Source organism: Flavobacterium macrobrachii (assembly GCF_014486675.1).
Taxonomy (GTDB): domain Bacteria; phylum Bacteroidota; class Bacteroidia; order Flavobacteriales; family Flavobacteriaceae; genus Flavobacterium; species Flavobacterium macrobrachii.
The window spans coordinates 1-26,171 of record NZ_JACTAC010000052.1 but is presented as its reverse complement, the minus strand read 5'-3'; the positions used below and the strand labels follow the sequence as shown (position 1 = coordinate 26,171).

The 26,171-nt window shown below is 32.7% G+C and carries 26 protein-coding genes; 16 read left to right on the top strand and 10 right to left on the bottom strand.

Features of this window, described 5'->3' with window-relative positions; translation table 11 throughout:
• Nucleotides 1-169 precede the first annotated feature (169 nt).
• From IAI56_RS11445 to IAI56_RS11405, 9 genes are all read left to right on the top strand, one after another.
• A complete protein-coding gene (locus tag IAI56_RS11445) occupies nucleotides 170-646 on the top strand; it encodes a c-type cytochrome (RefSeq protein WP_169523532.1) in 477 nt (158 codons plus the stop codon).
• A gap of 62 nt (nucleotides 647-708) precedes the next feature.
• Entirely contained in the window at nucleotides 709-2,688 is a 1,980-nt protein-coding gene (nosZ, locus tag IAI56_RS11440; protein ID WP_187657998.1) for a Sec-dependent nitrous-oxide reductase, read from the top strand.
• A 51-nt stretch (nucleotides 2,689-2,739) separates the two neighbouring features.
• Nucleotides 2,740-3,321, top strand: coding sequence for a hypothetical protein (locus IAI56_RS11435; RefSeq protein WP_187657997.1), 582 nt, complete (start codon nucleotides 2,740-2,742; stop codon nucleotides 3,319-3,321).
• Nucleotides 3,322-3,326: 5 nt separating this feature from the next.
• Nucleotides 3,327-3,758: a nitrous oxide reductase accessory protein NosL gene (locus IAI56_RS11430; RefSeq protein WP_169523529.1), complete on the top strand. Its 432-nt coding sequence runs from the start codon at nucleotides 3,327-3,329 to the stop codon at nucleotides 3,756-3,758.
• Nucleotides 3,755-4,984, top strand: a complete 1,230-nt coding sequence (locus IAI56_RS11425; protein ID WP_169523528.1) for a nitrous oxide reductase family maturation protein NosD — start codon at nucleotides 3,755-3,757, stop codon at nucleotides 4,982-4,984. The genes IAI56_RS11430 and IAI56_RS11425 overlap by 4 nt, the downstream gene beginning before the upstream one ends.
• Nucleotides 4,981-5,706 (top strand): ABC transporter ATP-binding protein, encoded by a 726-nt coding sequence (locus tag IAI56_RS11420; protein WP_169523527.1) that lies wholly within the window; start codon nucleotides 4,981-4,983, stop codon nucleotides 5,704-5,706. Before IAI56_RS11425 ends, IAI56_RS11420 begins: the two co-directional genes overlap by 4 nt.
• A 4-nt stretch (nucleotides 5,707-5,710) precedes the next feature.
• On the top strand, nucleotides 5,711-6,478 hold the full coding sequence (locus IAI56_RS11415) for an ABC transporter permease subunit (protein ID WP_169523526.1): 768 nt from the start codon (nucleotides 5,711-5,713) through the stop codon (nucleotides 6,476-6,478).
• 1 nt (nucleotide 6,479) lies between these two features.
• Complete coding sequence (locus IAI56_RS11410; protein ID WP_169523525.1) at nucleotides 6,480-6,854, top strand: group III truncated hemoglobin; 375 nt, start codon at nucleotides 6,480-6,482, stop codon at nucleotides 6,852-6,854.
• Nucleotides 6,851-7,294 (top strand): copper resistance protein CopD, encoded by a 444-nt coding sequence (locus IAI56_RS11405; protein ID WP_169523524.1) that lies wholly within the window; start codon nucleotides 6,851-6,853, stop codon nucleotides 7,292-7,294. Before IAI56_RS11410 ends, IAI56_RS11405 begins: the two co-directional genes overlap by 4 nt.
• A gap of 12 nt (nucleotides 7,295-7,306) precedes the next feature.
• On the opposite strand, the gene IAI56_RS11400 is transcribed toward IAI56_RS11405, so the two are convergent.
• From IAI56_RS11400 to nadA, 3 genes are all read right to left on the bottom strand, one after another.
• A complete protein-coding gene (locus IAI56_RS11400; protein WP_187657996.1) occupies nucleotides 7,307-7,918 on the bottom strand; it encodes a porin family protein in 612 nt (203 codons plus the stop codon).
• Nucleotides 7,919-8,015: 97 nt separating this feature from the next.
• Nucleotides 8,016-9,563: an L-aspartate oxidase gene (gene nadB, locus IAI56_RS11395; protein WP_187657995.1), complete on the bottom strand. Its 1,548-nt coding sequence runs from the start codon at nucleotides 9,561-9,563 to the stop codon at nucleotides 8,016-8,018.
• Entirely contained in the window at nucleotides 9,563-10,492 is a 930-nt protein-coding gene (gene nadA / locus IAI56_RS11390; protein WP_169523521.1) for a quinolinate synthase NadA, read from the bottom strand. Before nadA ends, nadB begins: the two co-directional genes overlap by 1 nt.
• Before the next feature lie 187 nt (nucleotides 10,493-10,679).
• Here nadA and ric point away from each other — a divergent pair, with 187 nt between their 5' ends.
• Genes ric through IAI56_RS11370 form a run of 4 tightly spaced genes read left to right on the top strand, consistent with a single transcriptional unit; the run spans nucleotide 10,680 to nucleotide 14,390 of the window.
• The gene (ric, locus tag IAI56_RS11385) at nucleotides 10,680-11,420 is read left to right on the top strand and encodes an iron-sulfur cluster repair di-iron protein (protein WP_187657994.1); all 741 of its coding nucleotides are present in this window, start codon (nucleotides 10,680-10,682) and stop codon (nucleotides 11,418-11,420) included.
• A 26-nt stretch (nucleotides 11,421-11,446) separates the two neighbouring features.
• Entirely contained in the window at nucleotides 11,447-13,561 is a 2,115-nt protein-coding gene (locus tag IAI56_RS11380) for a ribonucleoside triphosphate reductase (protein WP_187657993.1), read from the top strand.
• Nucleotides 13,545-13,703, top strand: coding sequence for an anaerobic ribonucleoside-triphosphate reductase (gene nrdD / locus IAI56_RS16370; RefSeq protein WP_187657992.1), 159 nt, complete (start codon nucleotides 13,545-13,547; stop codon nucleotides 13,701-13,703). The genes IAI56_RS11380 and nrdD overlap by 17 nt, the downstream gene beginning before the upstream one ends.
• A gap of 12 nt (nucleotides 13,704-13,715) precedes the next feature.
• Nucleotides 13,716-14,390 (top strand): anaerobic ribonucleoside-triphosphate reductase activating protein, encoded by a 675-nt coding sequence (locus IAI56_RS11370; RefSeq protein WP_169523517.1) that lies wholly within the window; start codon nucleotides 13,716-13,718, stop codon nucleotides 14,388-14,390.
• Here IAI56_RS11370 and IAI56_RS11365 read toward each other — a convergent pair.
• The 7 genes from IAI56_RS11365 to IAI56_RS11335 all read right to left on the bottom strand — a co-directional run bounded on the left by IAI56_RS11365 (nucleotide 14,383) and on the right by IAI56_RS11335 (nucleotide 21,852).
• Entirely contained in the window at nucleotides 14,383-15,621 is a 1,239-nt protein-coding gene (locus IAI56_RS11365) for a pyridoxal phosphate-dependent decarboxylase family protein (protein WP_187657991.1), read from the bottom strand. The two genes, IAI56_RS11370 and IAI56_RS11365, sit on opposite strands and share 8 nt — an antisense overlap.
• A gap of 33 nt (nucleotides 15,622-15,654) precedes the next feature.
• Complete coding sequence (locus IAI56_RS11360; protein WP_187657990.1) at nucleotides 15,655-17,448, bottom strand: hypothetical protein; 1,794 nt, start codon at nucleotides 17,446-17,448, stop codon at nucleotides 15,655-15,657.
• Between the two features lie 77 nt (nucleotides 17,449-17,525).
• A complete protein-coding gene (locus IAI56_RS11355; protein WP_187657989.1) occupies nucleotides 17,526-18,845 on the bottom strand; it encodes a cbb3-type cytochrome c oxidase subunit I in 1,320 nt (439 codons plus the stop codon).
• Nucleotides 18,835-19,266, bottom strand: a complete 432-nt coding sequence (locus tag IAI56_RS11350; RefSeq protein ID WP_187657988.1) for a c-type cytochrome — start codon at nucleotides 19,264-19,266, stop codon at nucleotides 18,835-18,837. The genes IAI56_RS11355 and IAI56_RS11350 overlap by 11 nt, the downstream gene beginning before the upstream one ends.
• A 140-nt stretch (nucleotides 19,267-19,406) precedes the next feature.
• Nucleotides 19,407-19,958 (bottom strand): fasciclin domain-containing protein, encoded by a 552-nt coding sequence (locus tag IAI56_RS11345; protein ID WP_187657987.1) that lies wholly within the window; start codon nucleotides 19,956-19,958, stop codon nucleotides 19,407-19,409.
• A 65-nt stretch (nucleotides 19,959-20,023) separates the two neighbouring features.
• On the bottom strand, nucleotides 20,024-21,265 hold the full coding sequence (locus IAI56_RS11340) for a hypothetical protein (RefSeq protein ID WP_187657986.1): 1,242 nt from the start codon (nucleotides 21,263-21,265) through the stop codon (nucleotides 20,024-20,026).
• Nucleotides 21,265-21,852 (bottom strand): Crp/Fnr family transcriptional regulator, encoded by a 588-nt coding sequence (locus tag IAI56_RS11335; RefSeq protein ID WP_187657985.1) that lies wholly within the window; start codon nucleotides 21,850-21,852, stop codon nucleotides 21,265-21,267. The genes IAI56_RS11340 and IAI56_RS11335 overlap by 1 nt, the downstream gene beginning before the upstream one ends.
• Nucleotides 21,853-21,998: 146 nt before the next feature.
• On the opposite strand from IAI56_RS11335, the gene IAI56_RS11330 reads away from it, so the two are divergent.
• From IAI56_RS11330 to IAI56_RS11320, 3 genes are all read left to right on the top strand, one after another.
• Nucleotides 21,999-22,373 carry a hypothetical protein gene (locus tag IAI56_RS11330; protein ID WP_317192438.1) on the top strand — a complete coding sequence of 125 codons (375 nt, stop codon included), beginning with the start codon at nucleotides 21,999-22,001 and terminating at the stop codon, nucleotides 22,371-22,373.
• A 102-nt stretch (nucleotides 22,374-22,475) separates the two neighbouring features.
• A complete protein-coding gene (locus IAI56_RS11325; protein WP_239106950.1) occupies nucleotides 22,476-23,336 on the top strand; it encodes a FixH family protein in 861 nt (286 codons plus the stop codon).
• Nucleotides 23,337-23,394: 58 nt separating this feature from the next.
• The gene (locus tag IAI56_RS11320) at nucleotides 23,395-25,380 is read left to right on the top strand and encodes a TonB-dependent receptor plug domain-containing protein (RefSeq protein WP_187657984.1); all 1,986 of its coding nucleotides are present in this window, start codon (nucleotides 23,395-23,397) and stop codon (nucleotides 25,378-25,380) included.
• The last annotated feature ends 791 nt before the right edge of the window (nucleotides 25,381-26,171 follow it).

Genomic DNA, 26,171 nt, shown 5'->3' with positions numbered 1-26,171 from the left:
AAATAATAATATCCTTTTTAAATAAATGTAACTAAAAGTAAAGTACTAACCAATGCTTAATTTTTTTTAATTCCTAAACTATTAAAAAACAACCTACTTTATGATTATAGTCATAAAATTAACTCTATTCAATTAAGACCTTTGGAATATTATTTTAAATCTAAACAATATGAAAAAATTAGTAGTATTTATCACAGCTGTAATGCTATTTTCTTGTGGTAAAAAAGAAAAAGAAGCAGAGGAATACAATCCGGCAACAGCCACAGAAAATGCAACAACATCTGCAGATCCTTCGAGTTATGATCCAAAAAGAGGTGAAGGAAAATTTGACAATGTAGAACTTGGGCCAACTTTAGATCAAGCAATGGCTTCCAAAGGAGAGGAAGTTTCCAGTGTAAAATGTACTTCTTGCCACAAACTTACCGATGAAAAATTAGTAGGCCCAGGTTGGAAAGGTGTAACAGAAAGAAGAAAACCGGAATGGATTATGAATTTCATAACTAATCCTGATCCAATGATTGATAAAGATCCTGAAGTTCAGGCGCAATTGGAGATATGTTTGGTTCGTATGCCAAATCAAGGGCTTAGTGACGATGATGCCCGAAACATTTTGGAATATATGCGTAAAAATGACGGTGTAAAATAAACCAAAACAAGAGATTGGTTAACCCGTAAAAGTGCTGACCAATCTTATTTAAATTCAATAATATGAAAAATAAGTTTGTAAAAGCAATTTTTGCTATTGTCCTTGGAAGTGCTTTAGTCACTTCTTGTAAACCAAAAAATTCTGGTGATGCCGTTAGTGGTGATGCTGCTCAAAAAGCATACGTTGCTCCAGGAAAATATGATGAGTTCTATAATTTCGTATCAGGAGGTTTCAGCGGACAATTAAGTGTTTATGGTCTTCCGAGCGGAAGATTGTTTAGGGTAATTCCTGTTTTTTCGGTAGATCCAGAAAAAGGTTGGGGATATAGTGAAGAAACAAAGCCTATGTTAAATACCTCTAATGGATTTGTGCCTTGGGATGATTTGCATCATACTGAAATGTCACAAACCAATGGAGAAGTTGATGGACGTTGGGTTTTTGGTAATGCTAATAACACACCTCGTATTGCTCGTATCGATTTAAAAACATTTAAAACTGCCGAAATTATAGAGTTGCCTAACAGTGGTGGAAATCATTCTTCTCCATTCATTACTGAAAATACCGAATATGTAGTGGCAGGAACTCGTTTCAGTGTACCTGCAGATTATTCAAATGGTGACGTTCCTATTAATACGTATAAAGAAAACTTCAAAGGTCATATCAGCTTTGTAAAAGTAGGTAAGGAAGGCGAAATGGATTTGGCTTTCCAAATCGTAACTCCTGGAGTAAATTTTGACCTTTCTCATGCTGGAAAAGGTAAATCTCACGGTTGGTTCTTTTTCTCTTGTTATAATACAGAACAAGCTAATACTTTATTAGAAGTAAACGCTTCACAACGTGATAAAGATTTTATCATGGCTGTAAATTGGAAAAAAGCTGAAGAATACATTAAAGCTGGAAAAGGCAAAAAACAGTCTGTAAAATATGCTCATAACAAATGGAATGAAAAAACACATACAGCAACATCTGAAATCAAGAATGAAGTATTGGTATTAGATTCTGCTGAACTAAAAGACATTTGTTATATGATTCCTTGTCCAAAATCTCCACATGGTTGTGACGTAGATCCAACAGGTGAATACATCGTAGGTTCAGGAAAACTGGCTGCTTTAATCCCTGTATTTAGTTTTGATAAATTAATGAGAGCGATTAAAAACAAACAATTTGAAGGTGATTATAGCGGAATTCCTGTTGTAAAATATGAAGCAGCTTTACATGGTGAAGTTCAAAAACCAGGATTAGGTCCGTTACATACTGAGTTTGACGGCAAAGGAAATGCTTATACAACGTTTTTTGTATCCTCTGAAGTTGTAAAATGGGATATCAAATCACTGAAAGTATTAGACAGGGTTCCTACTTATTATTCCGTAGGTCATCTTTGTATTCCTGGCGGTGACAGTAAAAAACCTTTTGGCAAATATTTAATTGCTTACAATAAAATCACAAAAGACCGCTATTTACCAACAGGACCAGAATTAGCACAATCGGCTCAAATATTTGATATTAGCGGTGATAAAATGCAGTTAATACTCGATTTTCCAACTATTGGTGAACCACATTATGCTCAAGCTGCACCAGCTGATTTAATCCGAAACAACGGTCAGTTGAAATTCTATCCTATTAAAGATAATAATCATCCGTATGCAACCAAAGGTGAAAAAGAAGCTAAGGTAGTTCGCGAAGGAAATAAAGTTCATGTTTATATGACATCTATCCGTTCTCACTTTGCTCCGGATAATATTGAAGGAATAAAAGTAGGTGACGAAGTATATTTCCATGTAACTAATTTGGAGCAAGATTGGGATGTACCTCACGGATTTGCTATCAAAGGTGCTGATAACGGTGAATTACTCATTATGCCTGGTGAAACCACTACCTTGAAATGGCTTCCGAAAAAAGCAGGAATGTATCCGATGTATTGTACTGACTTCTGTAGTGCATTGCATCAGGAAATGCAAGGTTATGTAAGAGTTTCTCCAGCAGGAAGTTCTGTTCCGCTCACTTGGAGTGTAGGAACTAATCTTCCAAAGGCTACCAAATAAAATTAACCAAAGGGAACAGATTTTATTTGTTCCCTTTTTTTCTAAAATCAAATGAAAAATGTAAAAATATCCGGATTATCCAAAGTATTATTACTTATAATAGCAGTGTTTTTTGCTGGTTCACTACTTGTTCCAATGTGGCAAATCCAACTTGAAGCACCACAATATCCCGAAGGACTTGTCCTTCGACTACACGCTAATAAAATTGGTGGTGATGTAGAAATTATCAACGGATTAAACCACTACATCGGTATGGCAACTTTACACACCGAAAACTTTTTTGAATTTACTATTTTGCCCTATATCATTGGTGGATTTGCTATTATTTCAATACTGCTGATTTTTATTGCTAAAAGAAAAGCGGTACTTTCTTTTCTGCTTTTGTATGTTACATTTGTTATTTTAGCTGCTATCGATTTTTATCGATGGAACTATGAGTATGGACATAATCTTGATCCAAATGCTGCCATAAGAGTTCCTGGAATGGCATATCAACCACCGCTTATTGGATATAAACAACTCTTAAATTTTGGAGCTTATTCTATTCCTGATATTGGTGGATGGATGTTGACTTTTGCAGGAATATTAATGTTTTCAATAGTCATAAAAGAATATAAATTCAATAAAAAATAAGTATAATGAAAACTTTATTTATATATATGATTGTTATTACAACATTAATTTCTTGTAATTCAAAAGAGTCAGTTCCAATTAAATTAAATGTTGATACTTGTGAATTTTGTAAAATGACCATTTCCAATGGAAAATTTGGAGCTGAATTGATTACGAAAAAAGGTAGAAATTATAAATTCGATGATGTAGCTTGTATGATTCAATTTGCAAAATCAAATACAGTCGTACCTTACGATGCATTTTATGTCAATGATTATTTAAAAGACAATACACTTATTCCAGCCGAAACGGCTCATTTTATCAATGGAGAAAAAATAAGTTCGCCAATGCGAGGCAATTTCGCTGCCTTTAGTTCAGTTAATGAACAAATGGAGTTTAAGAAAAAACTTGAAGCTAAAACTATGACGTGGTCTGAAGTTTATGATGCTTATAAATGAGAAAACTAATTTACATCTTGCTCTTCTTTTGCTTAATTAGTAATGCCAAAACTATTACTGTAGGTAGATTATATCCTGTAAAAACCATAAAACAGGCTATCGCTTTGGCTAACGATGGTGACATCATCATCGTTACTCAAGGTGTTTATAAAGAAGAAAATATTATCATTAATAAAAAAATTAAATTTTTAGGCAAAAATTTTCCAGTTCTTGATGGTCAAAATAAAGCTGAAGTGCTTTCTGTCGCTGCTGACAGCGTTGTGATAAAAGGATTTAAAATTATCAATTCTGGTCATGCTGCGCTCGATGATCCATGCGGAATTAAAGTATATGATCGGAATTTTGTAGTAATTGAAAACAATATACTTGACAATAATTTCTTTGGAATTTATCTGCAAAATTGTAAAAATGCGGTTGTAAAAAACAACACAATTAAAGCCTATGGCAAACAGGAACAGCTTATTGGTAACGGAATTCATTGCTGGAAAAGTGATAATCTGCAAATCATTGGAAATAAAATTTCAGGACATCGCGATGGAATTTACTTTGAGTTTGTAACTCAATCGGTCATTTGGCGAAACATTTCCAGTTATAACATTCGTTACGGTTTACATTTTATGTTTTCCAATGACGATTCCTATATTACTAATGTTTTCAAAGGAAACGGAGCTGGAGTTGCCGTTATGTTTACTAAAAATGTAAAAATGTTCAATAATTATTTTGAAGAAAATTGGGGTGATTCGGCCTATGGATTACTACTCAAAGAAATCTCAGATAGTTATATTTTCAACAACCGTTTTGCCCGAAATACTTCTGGAATATATATGGAAGGGACATCAAGAATTAAAGTTGAGAAAAATATTTTTGAAGCCAACGGTTGGGGAATGAAAATCCAAGCGAGTTGCATGGAAAACGAAATCGTAAATAATAATTTTCTCGGAAATACTTTTGATATTAGTACCAACGGAAGCTTGGTTCTCAACACGTTCAACAGTAATTATTGGGACAAATATGAAGGTTATGATTTAAACAAAGATGGTTTTGGCGACGTTCCATATCATCCGTTGAGTTTGTTTAGTGTTTTAACCGAAAATAATCCGTCGTCAATGATTTTGTTCCGAAGTTTTATGATTACACTTTTAGACAAATCCGAAAAAGTTTTACCCAGTATAACGCCCGATAATTTTATAGATAACAAGCCATTAATGAAATCACTGCCATTATGATTACGATACGAAACATTAATAAAAAATTCGGAAAACTATCGGTGTTAAACGACATCAATCTTTCGTTTAAAAAAGGACAATGTATTGCTTTGATTGGTCCAAATGGTTGCGGAAAAACCACATTAATTAAGTCTATTCTTGGCATGGTAATTCCCAACAGTGGATTAATAGAGTTCAACGGAAAATCTATTCTTGGCGAATATTTATATCGCGAAAACATTGGTTATATGCCACAAATTGGTCGTTATCCTGATAATATGACTATTGGACAAATTATCGAAATGATTAAAAAAATCAGAAATTCTAACCAAGAATTGGATGAAGATTTATTAAAAGCATTTGAATTAGAAAAAATGTTCGATAAGCAAATGCGAACACTTTCAGGCGGAACTACTCAAAAAGTAAGCGCGGTTTTGGCTTTTCTTTTCAATCCTGATGTATTGATTTTAGACGAACCAACAGCAGGTTTAGATCCGTTGGCATCTGAAATTTTGAAGGAAAAAATTATTCGCGAAAAAGAAAACGGAAAACTCATTTTGATAACATCTCATTTGTTGAGTGAATTGGATGATTTGATTACCGAAATTATTTTTATGCAAGAAGGAAAAGTTCATTTTCATAAAAGCATAGAAGTTATAAAAGCCGAAACCAATGAAACCAAAATTTCAAAAGCTATTGCGAGTATTTTAAAGCAAAAGCAATCCAAAAACCAAAATTCGTAACATCATGAACCGAATTATTAAAATCATATTACTCGATATACTAAAGAACAAAATTGTGCTGACTTACACCTTAATTTTGGCGGCACTTTCCTGGAGTTCTTTTGCTTTAGAAGACAATTCTGCCAAAGGTTTGCTCACAATTCTTAACGTAATTCTGTTTACAGTTCCGTTGGTTTCGGTATTGTTTTCTACCATTTATCTTTACAATAGTTCCGAATTTATCGAGTTATTATTGAGCCAACCGGTAAAACGCCGAAAAATTTGGGCAAGTTTATTTCTAGGATTATCGTCGTCTATGGTATTTGCATTTATGGTTGGAGCTGGAATACCATTACTTATCAATGCGCCAAATAGTTTAGGACTTATGATGATAATTATTGGATGTTTAATCACCGTAATTTTTGTAGCATTGGCATTTTTAAGTTCTATTTTAACTCGTGATAAAGCCAAAGGAATAGGAATTGCCATTATGATTTGGCTGTTTTTCGCCTTGCTTTTTGACGGAATAGTTTTGTTTCTTTTATTCCAATTATCCGATTATCCAATAGAAAATTTCATGGTAGGATTAACTGCTTTAAGTCCGATTGATTTAGCCCGAATTCAAATATTGATGCATCTTGACGTTTCGGCAATGATGGGTTATACTGGAGCCATTTTTAAAGATTTCTTCGGAACTTCATCAGGATTAGTGATTTCTTTCCTGCTACTTTGTTTATGGGCAATTATTCCATTTTTTATTTCACTGAAAAAATTCAACCAAAAAGATTTGTAGTATGAAAACCGATATAAGAAACCGAAAAGACATCGAAATATTAGTAAATACTTTCTACGACAGAGTAAAAACTGATGATGTAATTGGCTATTTATTTAATGACGTAGCCAAAGTAAATTGGGAAAGACATTTGCCTAAAATGTATGATTTTTGGGAAAATATTCTTTTTTTCACTGCCAATTATGAAGGAAATCCAATGGCAAGACATAAAGAATTGCATCAAAAAAGTCCAATGAACCCATCGCATTTTGGACATTGGAACAAATTATTCATCGAAACGGTTGATGCCCTTTTTGAAGGACAAAAAGCAGAAGAAATTAAAAACCGAGCAATGAATATTTCGGCAGCAATGATGTATAAAACGTTAAGTCAATGACGCATCACGTTATTTTAATTTTTCATTTATTGGCGGCAACTATTTGGGTTGGCGGACATCTTTTTTTGGCTATTAGAATTTTGCCCGAAGCATTGAAAAAGAAAGATGCTTCTATCCTGAAAAATTTCAAAAGTAAGTTTGAACCTGTTGGAATGCCGTCGTTACTGGTTTTGCTCGTTACCGGAATTTTGATGGCATATCATTATAACGTAACGTTTACCAAATGGTTTTCGTTTTCAAATGCTATCGAAAAAGTCATTTCTATAAAATTGATTTTACTGTTTACTACGGTACTAATGGCTGCTTGTGCAGAAACATTGATTTTCCCAAAGCTAAAATCGGAACGAATGTTTCCAGCCGCATTTTTTATAATAACAGTTACAACCATTGCTGTTACAATGCTAATTTTAGGAAGTTTGATTAGAATTGGAGGTTTATAGTTTTTTAAATGGCTACTTATTTATAATTCTCTCTAAATCAATGCCAACACCAAAATAAACCCCAAAAAAGTTACTTTTATTACCGTTATCCATTTTGAAAAATGGTGTAACTCCATAATCAAATGTGGCTTGTAAATCAATGTATTTTGCTATTCGCGTGCCAATGCCATATTGAGCTGAAAAGACAGTCGTTTCCAAATTATCTTTTACATCTTCTCCTTCTGATGTTGCCTTTGTTATAAAATTGATTTTTGGACCTAAAAACATATAAAAACCTTTTCTGTATTCTTGTCCGAAATCATATTTTAGTAATGGTGAAAACTCAACAAAAGATATTTTATGCAGATATTCTATTTGAAGCGGGTTTGCCCTATACGTTAAATCTCTATTTGAAAGAGCTAAAGTAGCTTTCAATCCTAAATTTTTATTAAACGCATATTCGCCATAAACTCCATAGTTAAAACTTATATTATTGTCCAAAGAAGAAAAAGTATTTTGACTATTATTGTTGGCTGCTGTATGAAACAAACCCCCTAAAACTACTCCGTAAGATAATTTTTCTTGAGAAAAAGTTACCGTTGAAACTAGAAATAATAAAACCAAAAACCTAAATGAATTAACCATAATTTATATCTGAATTTTTTTAAGTCAGCAAATGTAAGATTAATTACAATCTTAAAATAGTATTTTTAGCAAAGTCTCCGTTTTATTCAGAACTTAATTAGAATTGGAGGTTTATAGTTTTTCCTTCTTTGAAAAAACTTCCTTTATTTTCGTTTCTTTTTAATGAAAAGGCAACAATCGGAATACTTACCGTAATCATGTTTTTTAATTCCAAAAAGTCTTTGGTCAATTTATATTCGTATTCCATTTCTAAACACTGTTTTTTCCAAAGAAGTAATTGTTCTAATGTTTTTTTCAAATCGGTATCATTTCTAACAATACCAGCATTTTGCTGCATACTATTTTGTAAATCTTCTTTGAATTTATGAATGATTTTTTTGTCTAAAGATTTGTTATTTGAGATGAAACGATCAGAAATTATAGTTTTTACGAATGAACCTTTTTTGTCATTATTTTTCAGAAATTCAAAAATCTGATTGGCATAAACCAATGCTTCCAATAACGAATTCGATGCCAATCGATTAGCACCGTGTAATCCAGTTTGGGAACATTCGCCGCAGGCAAATAAATTTTCAATAGAAGTTTGCCCGTTTTTATCCACCAAAATTCCGCCACATAAATAATGTTGCGTTGGAATTACCGGAATCCAATCTTTTGTAACATCAATTCCTGATAATAAACAATTCTGATAAATCGTTGGAAAATGATTTTTAAATGCTAAAATATCCAAATGTGTGCAATCGAGATAAACACATTTGTTTTTGGAATTTTTTAGTTCGGTTTCAATACTTCTCGACACAATATCGCGTGAAGCTAATTCGCCTCTAACATCATAATCAAATAGAAATCGGCGACCTTTTTTGGTTTTCAAATAAGCGCCAAAACCTCTTACCGCTTCCGAAATCAGGAATGTTGACGTTGATTTTGGCATATATAAAGCCGTTGGATGAAACTGAATAAATTCCATTTCTTTAATGGTAGCATTTGCTCGAATAGCCATAGCAATTCCGTCACCTGTAGCAATTAACGGATTGGTTGTTTGTTTATAAACCTGACCAATTCCACCGGTTGCTAAAATTGTGAAACGAGAATAAACTGGAATTATAGTGTCGTTTTTTTCATCTAAAACAAATGCACCAAAACAACTATTGGATTTGGTAATTAAATCGATGGCAAAATGAAAATCGAGGATTTCAATGTTCTTTTTTTGATGTGTTTTGGTCAAAATTGCTCTTTCAATTTCTCGTCCAGTTTGGTCTTTGTGATGCACAACACGATGATTGGAATGTCCGCCTTCTTTGGCTAAATCCAGATTTCCTTCGGCAGTAAGATCAAAATTTGTTCCCCAATCGATAAGTTCTTTCAATCGTTTTGGTCCTTTTTTCACGACCATTTCTACAACTTCACGATTGCATAATCCATCGCCACAAATTAAAGTGTCGTTAATGTGTTTTTCAAAATCATCATCAATGCCATCAATCACTACGGCAATTCCGCCTTGTGCATATTTAGTATTCGATTCATCCGCATTGGACTTGGTTACAATCAGTATTTTTCGATCGGGAAATTGTTCTGCCAGTTTGATGGCAACGGTAAGTCCGGCAATACCTGAACCTAATATAAGATAATCGGTTTCTATTTTCATTATTTTGATAATTCCAACATTCGTTTAATCGGTGTCAATGCTTTTTTTGCAATTTGTTTTGGTACCATAACTTCGGGAGTTTCATTTGCTAAACAATCATATACTTTTTGAAGTGTATTTAGTTTCATATAACCACATTCGCTGCAAGCACAAGTATTGTTTTCAAATGATGGCGCAGGAATTAATATTTTATCGGGAACTTCTTCCTGCATTTTGTATAAAATTCCAGCTTCGGTGGCGATGATAAACTTGTTTTTTGGACTTTGTTTTACATAATCAATCATTCCGGCAGTTGAACCAATATAGGTTGCTGTTTCCAAAATATGTGTTTCCGATTCGGGATGCGCAACAATATCAGCATCGGGATGTTCTTTGTGAAGTTCAATTAATTTATCCAAAGAGAAAGCTTCATGAACAACACAACTTCCGTCCCACAAGATCATTTTTCTACCGGTTTTTCGGTTAATGTAATTGCCTAAGTTTTTATCGGGAGCAAAAATTATCGGAATATTTTCGGGAACAGAATTCACAATTTTTTCAGCATTAGACGAAGTACAAACCAAGTGACTTAATGCCTTTATTTCTGCCGAACAGTTGACATACGTAATTACAATATGATTAGGATGCGCTTCGATGAATTTCTTGAAGATATCCGGCGGACATGATTCTGCTAGAGAACAACCAGCATTCAAATCGGGCAATAAAACTTTCTTTTTTGGATTTAAAACTTTCGCTGTTTCTGCCATAAAATGAACTCCGGCAAACAAGATAATATCAGAATTCACTTTTTCGGCTTCTTGTGATAAACCTAGACTGTCACCTACATAATCGGCAATTTCCTGAATTTCGGGTTGCTGATAATAATGAGCCAAAATCACAGCATTTTTTTCTTTTTTTAAAGCAAGTATCTTTTGTTTCAGATTTTCCATTAGATATTTTTTTACCACGAATTACACAGATTTTCAATTCACAACATTTCAATCTGTTCAATAAAAGAACAAAGTAACTACTGAAATTTTCCATTTAATATGATTTTAGTCATAGAATGCTATTGGTTTTATGGCGTAATATTGAAACAACTTTAGTACTTGAAAATCTCATTAAAAACATTTCATTATGAATACATTAGAACATCCAACAGTAGGCGAATTTGTAGCCGAAGATTTTAGAACAGCAGCCGTTTTTTCTAAATATGGTATTGATTTTTGCTGCAAAGGCAATAGAACGATAGAACAAGCTTGTGAAAAAAAAGGTATTGATCCCGAAGAAGTAAAAAAAGAAGTATTGCAAGTTTTAAATACTCAAACCGGGCAAGAAATTGATTTTAAATCGTGGCCAATTGATTTGCTTATTGATTATATCGAAAAGACACATCATCGTTATGTAGAAGAAAAATCGACTGCTTTGTTGTTTTACCTTGATAAGCTTTGCAAAGTTCACGGACAAAGACATCCAGAGTTGTTTGAAATTGCGCTTCATTTTAAAATCTCAGCAGGCGAATTGGCGCAACACATGAAAAAAGAAGAGCTGATTTTATTTCCATTTGTCAAAAAAATGTACAATGCTTTGAGAGAAAACAATTCTATTGAACAACCTCATTTTGGAACAGTAAATAATCCTATTGCCATGATGATGGATGAACATGATAATGAAGGTGAGCGCTTTAGAATAATTGCTAAACTGACTAATGATTACAATCCACCGGCTGATGCTTGTGAAACCTACAAAGTAACTTTTGCTATGCTAAGAGAATTTGAACAAGATCTGCACAAACACATTCATTTGGAAAACAATATTGTATTTCCAAAAGCCAAAGAAATGGAAACAAAATTCAATATCATAGAACCAACTAACTAATACAAAAATCAAAACACGCATTCATTATGGAAAAGTATGTTATCAAGAGAAACGGAGATTATAAACCTTTTGAAGTTTTTAAAATTAAGGATGCCATTATCAGGAGTTTTGATAGTTTAACTGTTCCGTTTGATGAGCGTGTTTTTGAAAATGTCATCGAAATTATAGACAAAAAAGAAACTTGGGCTGTTGAAGAAATTCAGGATATTATAGAGAAAACGCTGTTTGAAAACAAATATTTCACAGTAATGCGTTCGTTCATGCTGTATCGACATACACGAAAATTACAGCGCGAACACGTGCAAGGATTGAATGATGATACGACGTATGTTGACAGTACACAAACCATTGAAGAATACATTTCACAAACCGATTGGCGGATTAATGCCAATGCGAATACTTCGTATTCCAACGCAGGTTTAGTGAATAATGTCGCCGGAAAAATCATCGCCAATTATTGGTTGGATAAAGTATATTCCAAAGAAGAAGGTTATGCACACCGAAACGGTGATGTTCACATTCACGATTTGGATTGTCTTACCGGATATTGTGCCGGATGGAGTTTGCGTGTTCTGTTGAATGATGGTTTTAATGGTGTTCGTGGTCGTGTGGAAAGTAAAGCTCCGTCACATTTTAGAGAAGCTTTAGGACAAATGGCAAATTTCTTAGGGATTTTGCAAAGTGAATGGGCTGGCGCACAAGCGTTCAGTTCTTTTGATACCTATTTAGCTCCGTATGTTTTCAAGGACAATCTTTCATTTGATGAAGTTTTGAAAGCCGTTCGCAGTTTTGTTTATAATCTCAATGTTCCGGCACGATGGGGACAATCTCCATTTACGAATATTACTTTGGATTGGGTTGTTCCAGCCGATTTGAAAGAACAAATTCCAACAAAAAATGACCATCATTTATTTGAAAAAATCACTAATGAAAGTGTTTTTATTCGAGCCAAAGAACGAGGCGTTACTTCGTTGACGGAAATGCGATATGAACATTTTCAGCCAGAAATGAACTTGATAAATAAAGCATATTATACCGTAATGACTGAAGGCGATGCCAATGGACAACCATTTACGTTTCCAATTCCAACAGTAAATATCACCGAAGATTTTGATTGGAATGGTGAAAACACCGAATTACTTTTTGAAAATACGGCTAAAATAGGTTCTTCTTATTTCCAAAATTTTATCGGAAGTCAATATATTTTAGATGAAAACGGAAACAAAGTCGAAAATCCAAATGCCTATAAACCAAATGCGGTTCGCAGTATGTGTTGTCGTTTGCAATTGGATTTGCGGGAATTATTGAAGCGTGGTAACGGACTTTTTGGAAGTGCAGAAATGACGGGAAGTATTGGTGTAGTTACCATAAATATGGCTCGTTTGGGTTATTTATATGAAGGAAATAAAGAAGAACTTTTCCGCCGATTGGATTATTTAATGGAATTGTCTAAATCTACTTTGGAGAAAAAACGAAAATTTATTCAGGAAATGTATGATCGAGGTTTGTATCCTTATACAAAACGTTATTTACCACATTTCAGAAATCATTTTTCGACCATTGGTGTAAACGGTATGAACGAAATGATACGCAATTTTACCGAAGACAAAGAAGATATTACAACTACTTTTGGTCATGAATTTTCTATGGAAATTTTGGAACATATTCGTAACCGAATGAAAGAATTCCAAGAAGAAACAGGAAACCTTTACAACCTTGAAGCTACGCCAGCAGAAGGAACAACATATCGTTTTGCCAAAGAAGACAAAAAGCGTTATCCAAATATTCTTCAGGCAGGAATGGAAGAAAACGTTTATTACACCAACAGTTCGCAAATTCCAGTAGATTTCACTCAAGATCCGTTTGAAGCGTTATTAATGCAAGATAATTTACAATGTCAATATACCGGTGGAACGGTTTTGCATTTGTACATGAACGAAAGAATAAGCTCTTCCGAAGCTTGTAAAAATTTCGTCAAAACCGTTTTATCAAAATTCAAACTGCCATACATCACGGTAACGCCAGTTTTTAGCGTTTGTCCAGTTCATGGTTATTTAAACGGCGAGCATGAATTTTGCCCAAAATGTGATGAAAATTTATTAGAACAATTAAATAATGACACTTATGAAAACAAAAACTAACGAATTGCTGGAACAGCATCAGCAATCAAGAACCAAATGTTTGGTTTATACACGAGTTATGGGATATTATCGTCCTGTAGAAAGTTTTAACATCGGAAAAAAAGGTGAACATAAACAACGAATTCATTTCAAAGAATGTTAGAAACTGTTTAAAATGGCTAAACCTGTCAGCAATATAACACCGTTTACATTACTAGATTATCCAGATAAAAGTGCTTGTATTCTTTGGTATTCGGGTTGTAATATGCGGTGTTTGTATTGCTACAATCCTGAAATTGTTTTTGGGAAAGGAAAACTTTCTTTTCCCGAAATGATTTCTTTTCTCGAAACCCGAAAAGGATTACTTGATGCCGTTGTTTTTAGCGGTGGCGAATGTTTAATTCATAAGAACATTGTAGAGCAAATTCGAACGGTGAAAGAAATGGGATTTTTGGTAAAAGTAGATACCAATGGTTCCAGCCCAAAAGTTTTATTGGAACTTTTGGAACAAAATCTGCTAGATTATGTAGCTATTGATTTTAAAAGTCCAATAGCAAAAGCTCGGGAAATAACGAAAAAAGTGTTCTACGATGAGTTTATTTCTTGTCTAAAATTGCTTATGGTTTCGAACATATCATTTGAAGTAAGAACTACGTATCACTCAAGTTTACTTAATGAAGTAGATATACAAACAATGATTTCTGTATTGGAAAGCCATAATTACCAAGGCAATTTTTACATACAACATTTTAGGAATGATACAGAAACCATAGGAAATCTGTGTCATTCTTTAAAAAATCTTAATCCAATAATTCTGAATACAAAGAAGATAAAAGTTCATCTTAGATGACACAATTTTTCTTTAAATCGTCTATTAAATGATTTAAGCTGTCAACTTCTACATGTTCCATCAAAACAATCTTATACCATTCGTTATCGGTATTATGCTTTTGAGGTACTAAATCATATTTATCTGCAATGTTGTTTGGAATATACTTGGCTTTTATGGTTACAATATTCATAAAAGGTTCTCTGAAATATTCAATAGAAAGCGAATCCAATTGCTTGCAAATCCAGTCCGTTCTCATTTGAAGAATTTTTACTTTTTCAAACCATCCATTTTCGCCATAAGTTGTAAGTATCATCCAAGTAGCAACCGCATTAGCTCCTGATCGGCTTCCACATAAAGTTAAATCCATTCCTTCCACATATTCTGCTTCTTTGGTAAGCACATTTTCAATTAGATTTTTTCTGCATAAAAATATTCCGGATCCGTAAGGTGCTTGCAGCATTTTATGAGCATCAATAGTAATAGAAGAAACATTTTTATTTTTGAAGTCTAAGTTGCTTTTGGGTGCAATGAATGGATAAACAAATCCACCATAAGCTGCATCAATATGGAGTTTGCATGCTAAATTATATTTGTCTAAAAGATTTGTATAACTATCAGGATTATCAACAGAACCAAACATAGTTGTACCCATATTTGCAACTACAATAAAATATTTTTTGTTTTCGGTAATAGCTTTTTGGAGTAATGTTTCAAATTCGTTTTCGAGAATCGTTCGGTTTTCAAAATCCACAGGAACTTTCATCCACTCAATAGATAATAAATTTGCTCCTTTTGCAATAGAATAATGAGTGTCTTCTGAAGCGATAATCATGATTTCAGATAATTTTGCATTGTATGTGTTTATGAAAAAATTTCTGTAAACCCACAAAGCCTGAATGTTCGCTTCAGTTCCGCCTGTAGCAATATAACCGTCAAACTGATTTTCGGTTGCATTAAAAATATCAACTGCCAGTATTTCTAATACTTCTTTTTCGATTTCTTGTGTTCCTTTAAATGCAACTTCCGAAGTTCCTGTGGTATGACAGCCAATATGGTTCGGATTAGAAAGATAAGTCATCAATACTGGTGCGTCTTTTAAAAAAGGAGCATCATCATTAAAAACCTTACTGTCTAATTTTGAAGCAGGATAACCTAATGAAATGTCTTTCATGAAGTCAACATTCTCTTTTAGTGCATTTTGTATTCTTGCTATTCGTTCTCCTGAAGTTAATTTTTTCCAATTATTCATTATTAATATATGTTTAGGATTTTCATTTTTAAACTAAAATTCAATTTGCTTAACTTCTTCTTTATAAAAATGTAATTGATTGATTATCTGAAGCGTATCTTTAAAAATTAAGGTTGAGCTGAATAGAGTTTCATAGTATTCTATACCTTGAAGAAGATTATCTTGAAACGATTTCCATTTTTTTATTTTTACAGTAGAAGTTTTACCAGAAAAACTAAGAATATCATTCTTCAAATGATCAACATACATTTTTAATTCTTTGATAAACATATTCGGACGGTTGGTATCTGAAATAACAGATGTATTGCCATAAATATGTTTTGTCATTTCTGCTAACGGCACAATTTTATCAAAGTAAGCCAAATTTGGTCCGGGACAAACCACTACGCCTTGTTGCTGACCTTTAATTTCCATTTTGTTTTCAAGATAAGACGAATTAGCTAAACCAACACAAAGACACGATTTTTCAAATATTTTGCTTTTTTGTTGCTCAAAAACTTCATTTGAAAAATCGTTTTTCTGTTGTTCCAATTCTGCTAATTTGACATCTTGATATTTTTTGGAAGCCGTACACATTCCTTGAGTATCATATTCTTTGCTTAATGCCAAAAACTTTTTCGGACAAGAACTTCCGGCTTTATTGTCGTCAATCCGTTTTTGTTTCCAAAAATCGTTACTCATTCCTTTAACAGTGTTGAAAGGAACGCCAAGCGGCGAAATATTGCTCAAATAAAAATCGTCTTCTTTAGCATTTGCCAATAAATTTCGAGTTTCATCATCAACGGAAGTCGCTTCGGGAACCAATAAAAAAGGTGAACCCCAACCGATACTGTCCAGTTTATAATAATCTAATAAAAATTCGTGTTCTTCGGCTGTTCCAACGCCACCTTGTGCGGTGATTTTTAATTCTAATGGTTGCAACGGAATAGGTAAATTTTTAATTTCTAATGCTTTTATCATCAGTTCGTGTGCCGATTGGATGAGTTGCTCTTTTTTGGTTTTAAATTCTTCTAAAATTGGACCTAATAAAAAACCATCGGTAGCAAAAGCATGTCCGCCACAATTTAATCCAGATTCTATACGATATTCGGAAACCCAAAGTCCTTTTTTTGCCAAAAAATTACCTTGTATCATCGCAGAACGAAAATCGCTCACTTTCAGAATAATTTTCTTTTTTAACTGACTATTTTCATTCAGATAAAAATCAGAGAATTGTTCAAAATAGCTGTATAATCTTGGGTTCATTCCGGCAGAAAGAACTACGGAAGAATTCAAATTACTGTTTGCAAAACCACGTAAAGAAGCATGAGCATCGTTAAACTCTACTGGAAGTTGTTTGTTTTTGTCAAAATTATCTTTGTCAACTTTGGTCATAATGTTAACATCAATATCGCCAGGTAAAAGATGTTCGGCTACATATTTTTTTACATTTTCTGTCATCTGTAAACCTTCATCGATAAATTTTTGCAGACGATTTTTTAGTTCCGATTTATTAGGAAGCAACGAAATATAGTAATCTAAAGTTGTTTTGTTTTCGGCTAATTCGTGTTTGAAATGTTCCACTTTATCTTTAACAATGGTATCAACCAAATTCAGATAATGTTTTATTCGTTCGGCACGATAATCATAGCATTTTTGGGTAATTTCCTGATAAGGCAAACTGAATTTTTTGCTGTAAAAAGCTCTCATTTTTTCAATTAGTTCGTCATCAGTAATAGAAATTACAGAAGATATTCCATAATGAGCAACCCGAATTGGACTGTCGATTGTATAAGCTAATCCCATTACAGGAATATGAAAAGTGTGTGCATTTTTTAAAATGTTCATGCGAATTTTTTTAGAATAAATAAAGAGGCGAATTTTGGAAAATCATCCCAATTAAAGTATGATATATATCATACAGGTTAAACTTTAGTTAGATGATTTTTAATGCTTTTTAGCAATTCGAAAATGATGTAATAAAGTCCTATAATAATTCCTAAACCAAAGAATACAAAAAGAATGTAAAACCAATGCATTGATTCATGAAATTGACCAAAAGAGATTGCTTCTGTAAAATAAATCCAATGTGCTTTTTTAACTCCCATAAGTAGTAAACAAATCCAAAAAAGCACAAAAGAAATATTGAAAATTTTAATCCCAATTTGGATTTTCTTTGTTGAAATCAAAGTAATTTTTTTGTTCAATTCCAAAATATAAGCAACGGAAGAAAGCAATATTAACGTATTAATTCCAATAGTTGTTCCCATTGAATGCGCAACGGTTATATGCGTTCCGTGTGTAAATAAATTGATAGAAGGAATAGAAATCAGCAACGCCAGAATGATATTCAGGAATATCCAGAAATCAGCCAAAACGGTAAATCGATACACCAAAATGTATTCGATTTTTTTCTCCTGAGATAATTTTTTTCTCCAATCATAAATAATCGAAAAAAGCACAATCCATTCGGTCATGCTGATAATGTAGGCAAAATAACGCAGCCAAGCCGCCGTTGGAACAATATAAATATGATGCGCCCAACCAAACATTAAATTGGTCAAACCCAAAAAGTAAAAGAAAAACGCTTTTCCTGATTTGGCATAGCTGTCATTGCTGCTCGTTTTTGTCATGACATAAAGCGAAGTTCCATAAATCAGCATGTTCCACGAACCGACATACGAACCGCCGGCTTTCCATTGCATAGCGACATTTTGTACAAAATGATTTCTAAAATAAGGCAACAGCCATAAATGAGCTTCGGTAAAATGATAAATCATCAGCACAATTCCAGTTGCCCACATCCAGTAGTAAACCGGAAGATTTTTGAAAGAAGAAAATACATTTTTGAAATAAGTAATTCCAAATAAAATCCAACCCGAAACAATAGGAAAATAAAAATAAGACGGAAATTCCAGATATTCTTTTCCGGCAAAATTTCTCGATAAATAAGAAACTACAATCCCGATTCCGGTTAGTATAAAAAGCCAAAAATGAACGGAAACCAACTTATAGTTTTGATTTTTTTGCTCCAAATAATAATAAATTCCGCCTGTAGCGGTAAGAATTACCCATGAAACGGCAAACAAAGTATGCAACGGACGAACCGCATTAAACGGCAGAATTTCCTTGATAAAATTAGGAATGATGTATTGAAATCCGGAAAGCAAGCCAAAAAATAACGTCAGCGACAGCGAAATTAATCCGGCAGAAATAAAGTAAAAAGGATAACGGTTAGTTTTCATGAACGTCGTTTTTATATTGGATTTCTACCCAGCCGTTGGGTTTAATTTTGGCATTGGTACTCGGATAATGTCCGGTTTGGTCAATTTCTTTTAAAAATTGGAGCAATTCTTCTTTTTCAGATTCGTTAAAGTCAAATTTTGGCATAGTTTTAATTCCGCTGTTGAACATGGCTTTCAGATAATTATCGTTTTTTCTGAACGAATATGCATTGGTCAAATCAGGTCCGAGATAACCGCCTAAACCATAAATCTGATGACAGGAATTGCAGTTGTTTTTCAGCCAGAGATTTTCTCCACGAATGGCTTTTTCAGACAGATGAATATTTCCATAGGAAGAATTATCGGTATAGATAAAAAAATTATAGACAAAAAAAAGTGTCGTCAGCAGTAAAAGAATAAGTAGATTTTTTTTCGGTTTCATATCCGAAGGAATTTCGTTTAAAACACAAATAGAAGAAAACTAAATTCCTTTTTTTATGATTTATGTCATAAAAAAAGCGTGAATACTAATTTCACGCTTTTTCGCATCTGAATAAAACTAAAATTGAATTAATAATTATTCTATTTAGGAAGTAAAACATCACCAATTATATGAATTATTCCGTTGGAAGTTTCGATTGAAGCTACAATTTCTACATTGTTAACAAACGTTTTTTCTCCTTGTTTTGTAATTTTAACTTTTTGTGGTGTTACCATTTCAAATTCCTGTCCATCCTGCATATATTCTGCTTTTAAAACACCTACATAAGTATGATAGCCTAAAACATCGACTAGCTTATTTTTGTTTTCCGGTTTTAATAAATCTTCTACAGTTCCTTTTGGTAGTTTGTCAAAAGCGGCATTAGTTGGGGCAAAAACAGTAAATGGTCCGGCGTTACTTAACGAAGTAACCAAACCTGCGGCTTTAACGGCAGCTACCAATATAGTGTGATCTTTACTTCCTGAAGCAACCTGTACAATGTTTGGATTGGAAGTATCGTCTATCACTCCTTCCTGGCCAACACTTTGTTCAGGCTTGTTTTCTGTTGTTACTGTTGCATTTTCGTTACTTTGTTTACAGCCAGTTACAGTAAAAAGTCCGGCTAAGAGCAAAAATTTGATAGAATTTTTCATAATGTGAAATACTTGGTTTATAGCACAAAGTACTTAATTATGAAAAGGTTATTTTATGATTTTACTCATAAAATCAAAGAAATTTTAACTTTTTTTAAGGCATGAAAAATCATAATTGATAATCCAGAAACCATGACCAAAGCTGCAACAAAAAGTAATTCGTTTATTTTTGGAATAAGTGTATAACTAAATGATGCCATACCTTGAATTGCCAAAAATAGTTCGTTCAAGAAAACTCCAATCGAGAATAGAATTAATCCGTTTTTGGCACCTTTTGAAATAAATAAAAGATGTTTTGCAAAGATGTAAAAAAGCAAAAACAAACTAATAATTGCCAATAAAACCAAATGCAAGTAAGCAATAACGATTGGTCGGAAACCAAATGCCAACTGACTTAATGCAGGAATAACAGAACCTAATTGTAGCAAAAGTTTTATCGTAAGTGAGATGACAACAAACAGTAAAATGTAACGTAAAAAAAGTGGATATTTTTTTAGCGAAATTTGCTTTTCTCTATATAAAATATACAATAATCGAAACCAAGCATATACTTGAACAAAAGCCGCTATAATCATTAAAAAATAGAGCCAAGACGGTAATTTCAACCAAAGTGTTGATAAAAAATAGACAGGAATACACGCTACAAAAAACCACCAAAAAACCTTATTGTAAAATGAATTTTCGGTTGTTTTTAAATTGAAAAAATAGAACAATAAACCCATACAAGCGAAGAAAAACCATCCATTGTATTGAAAATGTAAATAGTAATAAATTGATGCTAAATACTCATTTTGAAGAATGTTTTTGGTTGCCATCATATAAGCCAAAAAAAACGTTCCGATTGAAGAAAGTACATTAAAAAAAATAGCTCCTTTGAACCAATTGATAGAAAGATTTTCTTTTTCTACAAATTTTAAATCGTTCCAAAATCGATAACCAAAAGCATAGGAAACGATGATTGACATAGTTGAAAAAAAGATCGAAATTGCTCCATAACCTTCTATAATAAACGAAATCAACATTCCATAGGCACAAATTAAATTTAGCGACAAGATACTATTGTAGTTTTTATAGAAATTTTGAAACTTATTGACTGCTTTTTTCTCCAGAAAAATAATCATCAAAACAATCAACGTATGGCTAATCCATCCGGCAAAGGCAAAATGAGAATGAGAATGTTGGATGTTTTTTTGATCAAAATAAGGAAATTCAAAACCAATTTTATATCGCATTAATAATCCTAAAACAGCAACGATAAAGAGATTAACTATGGAAAAGCGTAACCAAAATTTAGGGTTAAAATGCATTAGAAATATATTTTATGATTTATAATGTCTATTTTTTTTTCCTCTTTCATTTTTGAAAAAGCACGAATTACAGTTTCTACACGAAGTCCGGTAAAATTGGCAATTTCCTGACGCGTAAACGGAACTAACTCTTTTTTGCTGCTATTTCCTTTTTTATGTGTATTTAAAAAGGCAATAATTCTAAATTCGGGTTTTTGATTGATAATATCTTTTGAAGTCTTGGCTTTACTGTGAATTCGTTGCGCCATAAGTGTTAGAAAATGCTTCTGAATGGCGGGATATTCGTCTAAAATTTTTAAAAATTTTTCTTTAGAAAGTTTAATGATTTTGCAATCTTGAAAAGCGGTAGCGGTAGAAGGATATTTTTCGTCAATAAACAATGGTGGTTCTCCAAAACTTTGTCCTTCAGTAAAATAACCTTGAGTAAATTCTTTACCATCATCATTACAATTGAACATTCGCACACAACCATCAATTACCTGATAATAAAAATTAGCGGCTTCACCTTCGTAGAAAATGACCTCATTTTTTTTATATTCTTTAGCGATGGCACCCCAAGTGAAAAGTAAATCTAAATCTATTGGCATAACTAAAATCAAGTTTTCATGTGATAAACAATCTTTTTGTTTAGATTCTTTAGAAACTTTTGATAAACAAAGTTAAATTTTATGGATGGTAGAAAATATGATTATAATCATATTTGATACTGAATTTTTTATGTGAAATTTGTCTTGTGAAAAAATTAATAGTCATAATAGCTTTTGTAATGTTTTTGAAACCGGTTTTTCCGGTGATAGATTACATCGTTAATTATGATTATATTTCTAAAGAGCTTTGTGAAAATAAAGCAAAACCCGAATTAGAATGTAACGGAAAATGTAAGTTGATGCAAGGACTTGCAAAAGCTTCTGATGAAGATAAACCAATTTCAAGTGATAAAAAAGTAGTTCATTTAGAAACGGAATTACTGTTTTTTAAAGAAATTGAAACTCTAATCGCAAGACAAACTTATTTTCAACATAAAATTAGTATTAGCGACAACTATTCCAATCTTTACTTTCAATTGAATGGTTGCGCCGTTTTTCATCCACCAACAATTATTACTTAATACAAAAATTGCATCAATCTTTTTTGGATTGACAGGACAAACTATGTCTAAAAATTATTGGAAAAACTTCCAATAGAATTCGTATTAATTAAAATTTACAAAATGAAATCTTTACTAAAATATACACTTGCCTTTTTTATAATGGCAGCAACAACTATGTTTACTTCATGCTCATCAGATGATGATACAACTACAACAACCACCGACGAATTATCTGGAATTACTAAATTTAAAGAATTTTCAAACGATACACATACCATAGAATTATATTCTAAAGCAGGAAGTTTAGAACAAGGATTTAATGAAATTTCTATCAGAATTAAAGATAAATCTACTGGAAATTATGAAAAAAATGCAGAAGTGAGTTGGATACCAATTATGCACATGACAATGATGAACCATTCTTGTCCAAAATCTGAAGTAGAAAAAACAACTCCAAACGGAACGTTATACAATGGTTATATTGTTTTTCAAATGGCACAAAACACAACAGAATATTGGGATTTAAAAGTTGATTATACGATAGAAGGAACGGCTTATACGGCTACTTCTGTAATTGATGTTCCTGCATCGGCAAAGAAAAAAGTAAGTTCATTTACAGGAACTGATGGTGTGAAATATGTTGTGGCTTATGCCGAACCAACTAATCCAAAAGTTGCAGTTAATGACATAGCTTTAGGCGTTTGGAAAATGCAAAATATGATGGATTTTCCTGTAGTTGATGGCTATAAAGTAAAAATCGATCCACGTATGCCAAGTATGGGAAATCACAGTTCGCCTAATAATGTTGATGCTACCCAAAAAACAATTGGCGGTTTATATGAAGGTAAATTATCATTAACAATGACAGGTTATTGGAAAATAAACTTGCAGTTACTTAACGCTGCTGGCGATGTTTTAAAAGGCGAAACCATTACCGAAACTGTTACCGAAAGTAGTCTTTTTGTAGAAATTGAATTCTAAAATAGTCTCAAAAAAGTCTTGTTTATTAAAGGCAAGACTTTTTAAAATCCAAAATGCGATGAAAAAAATACTATTTCTGTTGTTACTCAACGGCTTGGTTTCTTTTGCCCAAGAACAAAAAGATACTTTGGTTCCTAAAGACTTGAAAGAAGTAATAATCATTGGTAAAAAAGCAAAAATTCACGAAAAACAATCAAAATCATTGGCTTCAATAGATGAATTTCTAGACAAAGCTAGTCAGGTAGATTTAATAAAACGTGGCGCGTATGCTTGGGAACCAATTATCAACAATATGGCTACCGAAAGAACATTGATAACCATTGACGGAATGCGGATTTTTGGCGCTTGTACCGATAAAATGGACCCAATTACTTCGTATGTTGAAGTTTCTAATCTTTCTGAAGCAACGATACATTCTGGGCAACAAGGTTCGTGTTTTGGGTCGACCATTGGCGGAGCAATTGATTTGAAAAGAAATCAAAATCAATTTGGAAATCAAAAATGGGATTTTGCGGTTAATAGTGGTTTTGAAACCAATAATCGTCAAAAAATCATTGGTTCATCAGTAAATTATACAGACAGTTTATTTTATGTTGATACCGATATTATGTTTCGTGATGCCGATAATTACAAGGCAGGAAACAACAAAGAAGTTTTGTTTTCTCAATTTAAAAAACTCAATTTTTCAGGAACTTCGGGGTTTAAATTCAGCCAAAACAAACTCATTGAAGCATCTTTAATTTATGATAAAGCGACCGATGTTGGTTATCCAGCATTACCAATGGATGTTTCATTAGCCGAAGCTTTGATTACTTCGCTTAAATATATGGTTATTCCAAAATCTCCATTATTGAAAGATTGGGAAACCAAAGTATATTTTAACACTATTACACACAGAATGGATGATACCAAGCGACCATCGGTTCCTATTCACATGGATATGCCTGGTTGGAGCGAAACGTTTGGAATGTATTCTAAAATTACAGGTAATAAAAGCAATCATCATTTTTTGATTAACCTGAATAGTTTTTACAATAAATCGGTTGCCGAAATGACAATGTATCCTTCAAATCCTAATGAAAACAGTATGTTTATGTACACTTGGCCCGATGTGAGAACATTTTATACAGGTTTTTTTGCCGAAGATAATTGGGTTTTTAATTGCCATTCGGGTTTGAAATTGTCGTTGTCTTTAGGAAGTCATACCAATGACGTAGCAAGTGATTTTGGATTACAAAGTTTGCAGATTTTTTATCCCGAAATGGAAGCTCAAAAAACACGTTTACTAAAAAGCATCGGATTAAATTATAACTACAATAAAAACGGATTGGAATATGGTTTTGGAACCGGTTACAGCGAACGTGCACCATCAGTTTCCGAAGGATATGGTTTTTATTTGTTCAATAGTTCTGATCGTTTTGACTATATTGGTAATCCTAATTTGAGAAATGAAAAATCGATTGAAACAAATGTTTTCTTCGGATATAAAAAGAGTAAATACAACGTTAAGATTTCATCGACTTTTTTCAGAATTTCAGATTTTATTGTTGGTCAACCTAATGATTTTTTTGTCCCGATGACGATTGGTGCTTCTGGAGTAAAACTTTACACAACTTTGGATTATGCAACCATTTTTAATGTTGACATAACTACAGAATGGAAAATTTCAAAACAGTTTCAGTGGAGTGGAAAAATCAAATACAGTCGAGGTCAAGATAGTAACAAGAATAATTTACCGTTTATTAGTCCTGTAAGTTATCAAACGGAATTAAAATATAGATATCAAAAACTGAATGTAGCAATTGAATGTATTGGCAACGGATCTCAAACTCAATTTGGTTCATTTTATGAAGAAAAACCTACAGCAGCTTTCACCATACTAAATTTCAGTGCAGGTTATAAATTTAATTGGGACGGAAGTATTCTTCATATTAAAATGGGAGTAGAAAATATAATAAACACTTATTATACTACATATTCCGATTGGAATAAAATTCCGCGAATAGGTAGAAATATATATTTGAATTTAGAAATTAAAATTTAAAATATTAGTTTATAGGTTATGAAATTTATCTGTTTTTAGAAACTCAACTAATAAAAGATGTCTAAAAGAGTAGCATAATTAAACGCTTTATTATTTTGCTACCACTCACCACTCCTTCCCAACGCTCCTAAAAAAATTACTGTCACAATTATTGAAACAATAATACGTACACTGCGTGACTTGCGCCAGTAATTTTTTCCCCCAAGCTTCTTTACATAATGTTGCATTATAGTGCATAAGGACTATCCTGCTTCTAATCAAAATTGTGCATGCACTATAATAACATTATGTAAAAAAGCCCCTCACCCAACGCGCTTGCCAGTGGCTCTAGGACAACTTTTTTTTAAAACTTCCTCGCACCACCCTGTTTTAAAAAAAAACCGTCCTTCGCCACTGTCTTCAAGAACATTCACCATTTCATAGGAATAATTTCGGTTACCATCGTTTTTAAGAACATGCACCATAACTGTTTTATCAACTTTGCGTTTAAATAGGAAGTGTTTTCATTGCTTTTGTAAGTTCTAAAAATGACTTTAACTTTTAATTATTTGCCTATGGTAAAGCCATTTTTAGAACCCACAAAACCAAAATCCCCAGTAAGAGTATCATTTTTATTTGCCAGAAAACAAGCAGTAATTGCTTTAGCGAAAAAGCTGATGCCATGCCGTTTTTTATGATAATCTGCCGAATACAGAATACTGCGACTGCCAGCTAAATTTCAAGCATCAGCTTTTCCACTAAAGCAATCTGAAACATCCCAGTAAACAAATAAAAAATGATACCCTTACTCA